The sequence below is a fragment of the Pseudomonas sp. NPDC008258 genome (assembly GCF_042956345.1).
Taxonomy (GTDB): domain Bacteria; phylum Pseudomonadota; class Gammaproteobacteria; order Pseudomonadales; family Pseudomonadaceae; genus Aquipseudomonas.
Genome location: NZ_JBIBGE010000028.1, coordinates 87004 through 97478 on the forward strand (window position 1 = coordinate 87004; position 10475 = coordinate 97478).

At 60.2% G+C, this 10475-nt stretch carries 11 protein-coding genes and 1 pseudogene; 10 read left to right on the plus strand and 2 right to left on the minus strand.

Annotated features, from left to right (window positions below):
• Position 1 precedes the first annotated feature (1 nt).
• From ACFY9W_RS21360 to ACFY9W_RS21385, 6 genes and pseudogenes are all read left to right on the plus strand, one after another.
• Positions 2-157, plus strand: a pseudogene (locus tag ACFY9W_RS21360) (DUF1543 domain-containing protein); the annotation flags it as partial.
• Between the two features lie 132 nt (positions 158-289).
• Positions 290-838, plus strand: a complete 549-nt coding sequence (locus ACFY9W_RS21365; RefSeq protein WP_391134271.1) for a chalcone isomerase family protein — start codon at positions 290-292, stop codon at positions 836-838.
• Positions 839-841: 3 nt separating this feature from the next.
• Positions 842-1366 (plus strand): DUF3833 family protein, encoded by a 525-nt coding sequence (locus ACFY9W_RS21370; RefSeq protein WP_391134274.1) that lies wholly within the window; start codon positions 842-844, stop codon positions 1364-1366.
• On the plus strand, positions 1363-1503 hold the full coding sequence (locus tag ACFY9W_RS21375; RefSeq protein WP_391134277.1) for a DUF2256 domain-containing protein: 141 nt from the start codon (positions 1363-1365) through the stop codon (positions 1501-1503). The genes ACFY9W_RS21370 and ACFY9W_RS21375 overlap by 4 nt, the downstream gene beginning before the upstream one ends.
• 194 nt (positions 1504-1697) lie before the next feature.
• The gene (gene nhaA, locus ACFY9W_RS21380; RefSeq protein ID WP_391134279.1) at positions 1698-3056 is read left to right on the plus strand and encodes a Na+/H+ antiporter NhaA; all 1359 of its coding nucleotides are present in this window, start codon (positions 1698-1700) and stop codon (positions 3054-3056) included.
• A 247-nt stretch (positions 3057-3303) separates the two neighbouring features.
• Positions 3304-3567, plus strand: coding sequence for a stress-induced protein (locus ACFY9W_RS21385; protein WP_391134282.1), 264 nt, complete (start codon positions 3304-3306; stop codon positions 3565-3567).
• A 71-nt stretch (positions 3568-3638) separates the two neighbouring features.
• Here the strand turns inward: ACFY9W_RS21385 and ACFY9W_RS21390 are convergent, their stop codons facing one another.
• A complete protein-coding gene (locus ACFY9W_RS21390) occupies positions 3639-4580 on the minus strand; it encodes a helix-turn-helix domain-containing protein (protein WP_391134285.1) in 942 nt (313 codons plus the stop codon).
• A gap of 105 nt (positions 4581-4685) precedes the next feature.
• Between ACFY9W_RS21390 and ACFY9W_RS21395 the strand changes: the two genes are divergently transcribed.
• Positions 4686-5483: an SDR family NAD(P)-dependent oxidoreductase gene (locus ACFY9W_RS21395; RefSeq protein WP_391134288.1), complete on the plus strand. Its 798-nt coding sequence runs from the start codon at positions 4686-4688 to the stop codon at positions 5481-5483.
• Positions 5484-5613: 130 nt separating this feature from the next.
• Complete coding sequence (locus tag ACFY9W_RS21400; protein ID WP_391134291.1) at positions 5614-6621, plus strand: zinc-binding alcohol dehydrogenase family protein; 1008 nt, start codon at positions 5614-5616, stop codon at positions 6619-6621.
• A gap of 43 nt (positions 6622-6664) precedes the next feature.
• Here the strand turns inward: ACFY9W_RS21400 and ACFY9W_RS21405 are convergent, their stop codons facing one another.
• On the minus strand, positions 6665-7534 hold the full coding sequence (locus ACFY9W_RS21405) for an EamA family transporter (RefSeq protein ID WP_391134293.1): 870 nt from the start codon (positions 7532-7534) through the stop codon (positions 6665-6667).
• A 121-nt stretch (positions 7535-7655) separates the two neighbouring features.
• On the opposite strand from ACFY9W_RS21405, the gene ACFY9W_RS21410 reads away from it, so the two are divergent.
• Together ACFY9W_RS21410 and ACFY9W_RS21415 are read left to right on the plus strand one after the other, a co-directional pair.
• Complete coding sequence (locus tag ACFY9W_RS21410) at positions 7656-9038, plus strand: aminotransferase class I/II-fold pyridoxal phosphate-dependent enzyme (RefSeq protein ID WP_391134296.1); 1383 nt, start codon at positions 7656-7658, stop codon at positions 9036-9038.
• A gap of 453 nt (positions 9039-9491) precedes the next feature.
• Positions 9492-10058: a hypothetical protein gene (locus ACFY9W_RS21415; RefSeq protein WP_391134299.1), complete on the plus strand. Its 567-nt coding sequence runs from the start codon at positions 9492-9494 to the stop codon at positions 10056-10058.
• Positions 10059-10475 lie beyond the last annotated feature (417 nt).

Consider the following 10475-nt stretch of genomic DNA (forward strand, 5'->3'; position numbering starts at 1 on the left):
CAAACGCATGGCGGCAGACTGGCTGAAGCCGCACACCGACGCCGTACTCGATGTCGACGATTGCCTGCCGGTGGACCTGGTGGCAGGGCGCTATGTGCATCTGGTTGAAGGCGAGCATGCGGGTGTCCGCCAGTTCAGCGACTATATCCTGCTCTGAGGCCGTGGGCCGGGGCCAGCCCCGGCTCTTCTGGCCCGACAACCCTGCCAACACTCGACATAAGCTTCACTTGCGCAAAACTTGTACAGCAAACTATATTTGTACAGCATTTTGTTTTCCGGTGTCACACACATGGCAAGCAGAAGCTCGGCGCTCAGCCTGTACACCTTGGCCATTCTGATCATAATGGCGCAGCCTGCATGCGCCGACTGGCGGCAATCGCTGGCACCAGCACGCATGGCCGGTAGCGGCGAATTCACCTGGTTTGGCTTGCGCCTGTATACCGCACAACTTTGGCACAGCGGTTCCGCATGGAACTGGGACGAGCCCTTCGCCCTTGAGTTGATTTATCACCGGTCGCTGTCCAGAGACACATTGGTACAGGCCAGCCTTGATGAAATGCAGCGGCTGGCTGATCGCCCACTGGCGACGGATACCCTGAATCGTTGGTCCCAAGCCATGCGCGAAGCTTTTGTGGATGTGCGCCCCGGCATGCGCATCAGCGGCCTTTACCTACCTGGCAAAGGCTGCCGCTTCTACGTCGATGGCCAACCTGGCGCCGAGGTGAACGACCCCGCCTTCGCCCGCGCATTCTTCGCCATCTGGCTTGACCCGCGGGCCCGCGACCCACAGTTGCGCCAGCGGCTGCTTGGGCTGGCCGGGAGCAATCGAGGAGACTGAAACATGCACAAACTTGTGCTGTTGATCGGCTGCCTGCTGCTGGCCGGCTGCGCAAAGGTTGGCGTTGAGCATTACGCCCATGAGCAGCCACCGCTGGACCTGGTGGAGTTCTTCTCGCGGCCGGTTCAGGCCTGGGGCATGTTCCAGAAGCGCTCGGGGGAAGTCGTCAAACGTTTCCATGTACGTATCGGCAGCCGCCTGGAGGGTGAACGCCTGATCCTTGACGAGCACTTTGTGTATAGCGACGGTACGCGACAACAGCGAACCTGGACGCTCACCCCGAACGGCCCCGGGCGCTGGCGTGGCACTGCGGCTGACGTGATCGGCGAGGCCAGCGGTGAGGTAGCCGGTAATACGTTGCGCTGGCGCTACCGCCTGGATCTACCCGTTGACGGCCGCCACTGGGAAGTGGACCTGGATGACTGGATGTACCGGATGGACGAAGACACCCTCATCAATCGCTCAAGCATGAGCAAGCTAGGCGTGGAAATTGGGCAGATAACCCTGTTCTTCCGTCGTCTTCCATGAAGAAGCCGTTTCTACCCAGCAAGGTCTGCGCAGCGTGCGGTTTGCCGTTTAGCTGGCGCAAGCGGTGGGCCAACTGCTGGGAACACGTACGCTACTGCTCAGAACGCTGCCGCCGCTCGCACCGCAAACCTCACTAGGCAGCCCTGCGCGCACCCCGGCGATGCTGCTGCGCACAACCCTGCTCTTGAGCTGCGCAAAAGCAGCGTCACAATCTCTCACCGCAAAACTGCGTTCGGGTGATAGACTTGCCCTCGGGTGCTAGCTGCATAACGCAGCGACGCAGGTTAAATAACAGCGCAGGTCGGGCCGCCTTGCGGGGTTACTTGCGCCTATGCAAAAAATTCGAATCCCCCTTGCCCAGCAACTTGCCCGTCGTGCGTTCGCCACGCTAGAGCGCTTCCTGCATGTCGAGGCCGTGAGTGGTGTGGTGCTGCTCATCGCCGCCCTGGCTGCACTCGCCTGGGCAAACTCTTCACTCGCTGACAGCTACGATTCACTCTGGCACACACCGCTCACGTTCGGTGTGGGGTCGATGGTTTTTTCGCAATCCCTGCACTTCTGGGTCAATGATGGCCTGATGACCATCTTCTTCCTGGTGGTCGGCATGGAGATCCGCCGAGAAATCCACGAAGGCGCGCTGGCGAGCCTGCGCCAGGCCACCTTGCCCATGGCAGCGGCCCTGGGCGGCGTGGTTGTACCCGCCTTGATCTACCTGGCGTTCGCGCATGCACCGCAAGAACAGAACGGCTGGGCTGTGCCCACGGCCACCGACATTGCCTTCGCCGTCGGCGTGCTCGCCCTGCTTGGCAAATCGATTCCGTCCAACGTGCGTATCTTCTTGCTGGCACTTGCGATCATCGACGACATCATCGCCGTGCTCATCATTGCCATCTTCTATTCCGGTGGCATGGACTACACAGGCTTTGGCGTTGCCATCGTTGGCATCCTGCTGGTTGTCGGGTTGCAGAAGATCGGCGTTGGTTCGGCCTATGCGTACGTGATTCCGGGCGCCATTACCTGGCTCGGCGTGCTGATGACCGGCGCCCACCCCACCCTGGCTGGCGTGGTGCTCGGGCTCATGACGCCCGTGCGCTCAGCACCCATGGGTGAGCGCCCTGTGGACGCCATCAAACGTTTTTCCAACGATCTGCTCGGCAGTGCAACAGCGCCGGAGCAGGACAGCAGCAACCTTATCGACCCGCTGAAACGCCTGCGGCTTGCCCAGCGTGACCTGGTACCGCCTGTGGTGCGGGTGCAGAGTGCGCTGCACCCTTGGGTAGCCTTTGTGATAATGCCGCTGTTCGCGCTGGCCAATGCCGGGGTCGGGCTTTCCGGGGTGGACTTGTCCTCCGAAGGGCCATACCACGTGATGCTCGCTGTCAGCCTGGCACTTGTGCTGGGCAAACCCCTGGGCATCGTCTCCGTCAGCTGGCTAATGGTGCGCCTGGGTTGGTGTGCACTGCCCAAAGGTGTGACCTGGAGTGGCATTACCCTGATCGGCTTGCTGGCGGGCATTGGTTTCACCATGTCGATCTTTATCGCCAACCTCGCCTTTGTCGACCCAGGTTCACTGGGTGCAGCCAAGCTTGGCATCCTCACCGGGTCGCTCATTGCTGCCTCCGTCGGGCTGTTGTGGGGCGCAGTAAGCGTTAGAAAAGCCGCCAACCCCAAGCCATTGAACGCCGGCTAACCTCCAAGGCACTGTTCGCAGGCCGCATAGGGCGGCCCGCGCGGTGTTTGAAATACCCGCTGAGTGCGGAAATTTCGGCCAGGCAGATCTCTGCGCCCTCTGCAAGCTTTTACGACACAACTCATTGAGCGATGGGTATTTTCGCGCACCTCGTCTGCCAGCCGGAAAGTAGTATGAGCAACCGCAGCCCGCTGGCCCTCACACGTAAACACAGCTTTTTCTGTGTGAACATGCGAGGTGCAAGATCATGGCTAACGAACAAGACAAAACCGGTCAGCAACGCGGCCAGATGTCTGGCGGCAAACCTGATGAGCATCAACAGGGCGGCCAAGGGGCCTGGCAGGACAAGCAGGGCCAGGATCCCGGGCGGGCGAGTGGTGCCAATCAGCAAGGTGCAAAAGGCGGCCACTCCCCGGACAAAAAATCAGACAATGCCCGCCACAGCAACATGGATGATGACTCACAAGCCGATATAGACCAGGACGGCGGAATGACAGACAAGAACCGTTGACCCCTGCAAGCCTTGGCGACGGATCGCCTTGGCATCACCTCTACCCCGCCTAAACCGTTAAGTTGCGTGCATCATCGCTGCCGTGCATCCCTGCGTATGGACTGCGGTGGCACACCAAACCCACGCACGAACACTTCCCGCAGGTGCCGGCGGTCCCTGAACCCGGTCTCCCTGGCCACCACATCAAGGCTGTGCCGGCTCTGCTCGATCATCAGCCGGGCAGCCTCCAGCCGCAGGCGCTCCACAGCCTTGCCGGGTGACTGCCCTGTCTCGGCAGTGAACACCCGTGTGAACTGGCGAGGGCTCAGGTGCACCACGTCGGCAAGCTCCTCCACGCTCAATGGGCGGCTCAGGTGCCTGCTTGCGTAATCCAGTGCATGCTGGATACGGTCCGACTTGGGCGAAAGCGCTAACAGTTCGGAGTGCTGGGATTGCCCCCCAGAGCGGCGTTGGTGCATGACCATCTTGTGTGCGACCGACCTGGCCAGTTCAGTGCCCAGGTCTTTCTCGACCATGCCCAGCGCCATGTCCAGGGCGGCGGTCATGCCGGCGGACGTCCATATCGGCCCATCGACAATGAAAATCCGGTCTTCCTCGACGTCGATCTTCGGGTGTAACTCACGCAGCTTGTTCGCATACGCCCAGTGGGTGGTGGCGCGCCGGCCATCCAGCACACCGGCCTGCGCCAGCACGAAGCAGCCGGTACAAAGGCCTGCGGTACGTCGCGCGCCGTCGACAAAACCACGTACGCTGGCCAGCACGTCCTCACTGGGCGGCGTCATTGGCGTCAACGTGCCGGTGACCATCCAGGTGTCAGCCAGGCCCGGCGCACCCAACGGCAGTGTGTCGATATGCATCCCCAGGGAAGAACGCACCGTGCCGCCACCGATGGAAAAATTCTGGACCCGGTAAATCGCCTCGCCCGCCACGATATTGGCGAACTCGAACACGGTTTGCGTCGCCAGGGACATGACCTGGAAACCATCGGTTATGAGGTAGCCGACCCGGTGCATGCTGGTGCCCTCTACGTTATGTCCTAAAAACGTATCATATGCGTCATTTCGGTCAAAAACCACGTATTGCATGATGGCTCCACACCTAAACAAAGGAGCATCATCATGACCCAGCAATTCAAAGGCACCGCGCTCATCACCGGCGCCTCCACCGGCATCGGTTCGATCTACGCAGAGCAACTGGCCCGCCGCGGCTATGACCTTGTGCTGGTGGCACGCAACCGGGAACGCCTTAACGCATTGGCCGCCCGGCTTACCAGTGACACCCGGCAGAACGTGGAGGTGTTCCCGGCCGACCTTGCCAATGCAGCCGACCTGGCCAGGGTCGAGCGCAAGCTGCGCGAAGACGCCAGCATCAGCCTGCTGGTGAACAATGCGGGTATTGGTACCCATACCGGCCTGCTGGAAAGCGACGTCGAGCGCATGGCCGAGATGATCAGCCTCAACATTACCGCCCTCACCCGCCTCACCTATGCCGCGGTGCCTGGCTTTGTGGCTCGCAAGCAAGGCGCGGTCATCAATATCTCGTCGATCGTCAGCCTGGCCCCGGAACTGCTTAACGGTGTCTACGGCGGCAGCAAGGCCTATGTCACCGCATTTACGCAAGCACTTGCCAAGGAGCTGGCAGGCAAAGGCGTACAAGTGCAGGCAGTACTGCCCGGGGCTACCGCCACCGACCTTTGGCAGACAGGCGGTTTGCCGCTCGAAAACCTCGACCCGGCCATCGTGATGTCGGCCCAGGACCTGGTTGACGGTGCCCTGCAAGACTTCGACAACGGCGTGCTGATCTCCCTGCCGTCAGTACACGACCTGCAAGCCTTCGACCACTACGAAGCCAGCCGTCAGGCATTGTTCGGCCAGCTCTCCAGCAACCAGCTGGCGCCGCGCTATAACGCCAAGTGATCAGCATTGGGCTGAGCGCCACACTATTTTCATCACAGGCGAGAAAGTCTTACTGCATTCAGGCTATTTTTTGAGTGAATCGAAAGGAATAGCCTGCTCTCACTTTTCATATCCCTTGGAGGTAGCGCCAATGAAGGCCGTCGTTTACACCCAGCCCGGTTTGCCGATCCACGACCCGCAATCGCTGTATGACGCGCAACTGCCCACGCCAAAACCCGGCCCCCGCGACCTCTTGGTCGAAGTCAGGGCCATTGCCGTTAACCCGGTGGATACGAAGATCCGTGCGAGCCGCGGCGGTGAGCACCCACAAATCCTGGGTTGGGATGCAGTCGGCGTTGTCCGCGAGGTGGGGCCGGAAGTCACGTTGTTCCAGGCAGGCGATGAGGTGTACTACGCCGGGGCGATTGACCGCCCAGGCAGCTATAGCGAGCTACACGTAGTGGACGAGCGCATCGTCGGGCACAAGCCCCGCACCCTCGACAACGCCAGTGCCGCTGCCCTGCCGCTCACCTCCATTACCGCCTGGGAGCTGCTGTTCGACCGCCTGGGCATTGAAGAAAACGGTGGCAAAGGCCAGCGCCTGCTGGTGGTCGGCGCCGGCGGAGGGGTCGGTTCGATCCTGGTCCAGCTCGCCAGCAAGCTCACCCAGCTGACGGTTATCGGCACGGCATCAAGGCCCGAAACCCGGGCCTGGGTCGAGGCGCTGGGCGCTCATCATGTCATCGATCACAGCGCGTCGATCCCGTTGCAGTTGGAAGAGCTAAAGCTTAACCCGGTCGACTACGTGATCAGCCTGACGCACACCGACAGTTACCTTGAGCAACTGGTGGAAGTGCTACGCCCGCAAGGCAAGCTGGCGCTGATCGACGACCCGGCGCAGCTGGATGTGATGCCGCTCAAGCGCAAGTCGCTTTCACTGCATTGGGAGCTGATGTTCACGCGTTCGCTGTACAAGACCGAGGACATGATCAAGCAGCACCAACTGCTCGACCGCGTGTCCCGGCTGGTCGATGATGGGGTACTCAAGACAACCCTTGGCGAGCACTACGGCACCATCAACGCCGAGCACCTCAAGCGTGCGCACGCCATGATCGAAAGTGGAAAAGCGCGCGGCAAGATTGTGCTGGAAGGGTTCTGAATGCTTGCTGGCAGTGGTGGGCCTGATTACCGCCACTGCCGACTTACCGTGCGTATTTCTTGGCCCCGGCCACACAGATGACAGCCCCCAGCGTGACCACAAGCATCATCCAGCTGACGTGCTCGTGCAGCAGCAACGCTGCCAGGCCAAGCCCCATGAACGGCTGGAAAAGTTGCAATTGGCCCACAGCCGCAATCCCGCCCTGGACCAGCCCCCGGTACCAGAACACAAAGCCGATCAGCATGCTGAACAGTGAAACGTAGCCAAAGCTGAACCACGCAGGCGCGCTTACCTGGGCAAAGGCATCAGGCGCTGGAAAATTAGCGATGGTCAGCAGCAGCATGAACGGCAACGCCACAACCAACGCCCAACTGATCACCTGCCAACCACCCAATGTCCGCGAAAGGCGCGCCCCTTCCGCATAACCCAACCCGCACACAACCACCGCAGCCATCATCAGCAGGTCGCCCACCACCGAGCCGTCACCACCATTCATCAACGCATAACCTGCGACCAGGCCAGCACCGATCATCGAGAACAACCAGAACAGCGGCTGAGGGCGCTCACCACCCCGCAGCACGGCAAAGCTTGCGGTACACAGGGGCAAGAGCCCGACAAAAACAATGGAATGCGCTGAGGTGACATGCTGCAGGGCCAGTGCCGTCAACAGCGGAAAACCGATCACAACACCAAGCGCTGTTATCGCCAATGACCACAAATCACCCCGTTTCGGCCGAGGCTGGCGCAACACGATCAAGAAGAGCGCACCCAACAAGGCGGCAATGGTTGCCCTGGCACAGGTCAGAAAGGTGGGTTCGAAATCCGCCACTGCCACACGGGTTGCCGGCAACGAGCCCGCAAAAATTGCGACGCCTACAAAGCCGTTGATCCACCCGCTTGTTGTTTTTTCCATTGGTAAGTCCTCGATAATCCGGTGTTCAGTACATCACTGACGGGTTTATCCAGGCCATGTACAATCCAATACAGTTGAACCGAACTGTTATGTATATAAAACCCGCACAGTTGAGGGCGCGATGAAACGCAGCGGAACGCGAATTCAAACAGTCATGGGCGAAATTCAGTCCAGAATCGCCTCCCGAACCTACACACCCGGCACAAGAATTCCCTCCGTCCGGGCAATGGCCCAAGCCATGCAGGTCTCGGTCTCTACCGTCCTTGAGGCCTATGAGCGGCTAATGGCAGAGGGCGTGCTCAGCGCTCGCCCTGGCTCCGGCTTTTACGTGGCGGGGCCAGTGGCGCCCTTGGCACTGACCGAACTTGGCCCCAGGTTTGATCGCGTGGTCGACCCACTGTGGATCTCGCGACAGTCGCTTGAAACCTCGATCGATGCGTTGAAACCCGGCTGCGGGTGGCTACCGCCTTCCTGGATGTACGAAGCTGGCATGCGTAAAGCGCTTAGAATCGTTGCCCGGTCAGACGCGGCAAAACTGACCGAGTACGCTTCACCGCTGGGGTATCCGCCGCTCAGGCAGTTCTTGTCGCGACGCCTGGCAGGCATGGGGATCGAAGCCCCTCTGGAACAGATCATGCTGACGGAATCCGGCACTCACGCCATCGACCTTATTTGCCGCTTTCTGCTGGAACCGGGCGACACAGTGCTGGTAGACGACCCCTGCTATTTCAACTTCCACGCGCTGCTCAAGGCACACAGGGTGAACGTTGTGGGCGTACCCTACACGCCCACGGGCCCGGACATCGATGCGTTCGGCGCTGCCCTGCTTACGCACTCGCCACGGTTGTACATCACAAATTCCGGCATCCACAACCCGACCGGGGCCACCCTCTCACCGGTCACGGCGCACAGGTTGCTGAAGCTGGCCGACACCTCCAACCTGGTGATTGTCGAGGACGACATCTTCGGCGACTTCGAGCATGCGCCCGCGCCACGGCTGTCGGCCTTCGATGGCCTCGCCCGTGTCATCCAGATAGGCAGCTTCTCCAAAACCATCTCAGCCTCGGTTCGATGCGGCTACATTGCTGCTCGCGGGGAATGGATCGAAAGCCTGGTCGACCTCAAGATTGCGACCACATTCGGCGGTGGGCGCCTGGCCGCAGACATCATCCATCACGCGATTACTGATAGCGGGTACCGAAAACACATGGAGGGGGTTCGCCTTCGGTTGGCCGAGCAGATGGACAAAACGGTAGCGAGGTTGCAGGCCATTGGTATCAAGCCCTGGATCATTCCCCAGGCTGGCATGTATGCCTGGTGCCAACTGCCTCACGGCAAGGATGCCGCAACATTGGCCAGGGCGTGTTTGCCGGAAGGTGTGGTGCTGGCACCCGGAAATGCCTTTAGCCAGTCGATGACGGCGGGGGATTTTCTGCGGTTCAACGTTGCTCAATCGGGTGACGCCAGAATCTACGAAGTGTTGAAACGGGCTCTGGGTGCTTAGGCGCGGGGCCTATGCACACTGGTTCTGTCGCGAACGGCGGCGATCGACCCAAAGCAGACACTGAAAAATGGCTGATTTCGTGAGCGCGATGCGCACTCTGTGGGAGCGGGCATGCCCGCGAACACCGGCGCAGCCGGTGCCAGGCTCCGCGTTGGATTCTTCGCGGGCGTGCCCGCTCCCACAAAGATTGCTGTTCGGCTCAACTTCTGCTTTGGGTCGAAAACGGCCAACCGTGTCTGATTTCCCGGCCTTACAGCGCTCAGGTGTTCATCGATCGTCACGATGCGAACAGGATGGGGATCGAGTCGAGGAAATGAAGTTACGCCCTCGCCACGCCGTTATCAGTGATAGCCATGGGGCGATCGCTGCGGCACTCTGGCATGGCTTGAGTCGTCGAGCCGCTGGGTTAATCTTCACTACAGCTACCTCACCCTCAAAGGAGAATAAACGGCGATGGGCCTATTCGATCGATTGTTTGGTGGCCGCTTCACACAGCCACCACCCGATGAACCACGATTGAGCGACGCCGCGATAATGCGTGAGCTTCATCCATTCGGTGCGCAGCTTAAAATGTTCACTCATGCCCTATTGGCACGCCTGCCTGAAAAAGAACGCGCGCGTCTCGTCAGAAGGGTATCGCGCTATTACAACCTGGGTGAGGAGCCAGCCACCGCGCTGGCCAGTGGCCTTTTGGACGCGGAGAAAGGTCAGTCACTCGATCATCTGGTACTCATGGCTGTAGACGTGCGCGGCTTCGATGATTTCGAGTACCTGGCACCGAAACTGGTTTCAGCTAGCGGTATTGAACAGGTCTATGCCTACCCACTGGAGGGGATGCCCACAATGGCGCAGGTGCTGGTCGACTTCGATCAATGGCTGACCGGATTCGGAAAGCGCTTTGTGCATGTAGACACGGGCGGTGCGGATTATGTGGGTTGCATAGTTGAGCAAGATTCCGTCGAAAACCTGATCGCGCAGGCCAAACAGGCAGGTATCGATGCTCGGCTCAGTCCCTTTTGATGCTCATTCTCAGGCCGTTTTCGAGCTGACCTTACTCAGTTCGCCTGGTCATCAACACCAAGCAAGGTCCGCTTCGGGTCGAAAACAGTCATTCGCGACCGACAGCTTTCGACCCGAAGCTGCCGTTGAGCCCGACCACAATCCATTGTGAGCGGGTTTACCCGCGAACACCGGCACAGCCGGTGCCATCCACCGCGGCGCCTGCTTCGCGGGTAAACCCGCTCACACAGGGTGCGCATAGCGCTACCGGGGCCGCGGCGCGGCCCATCGCCGGCAAGCGCGGCTCCCACAGGTCCTGCACTCGCCTGAAGGCTGGTGATACTCCTGTGGGAGATTCTATGGTTTTAGGGAAGTTTTTTAAGCGGCTTTTGATCGATACTCGTCTCCGCTTTTCAGTAGGGCAAATACTACTCGCGC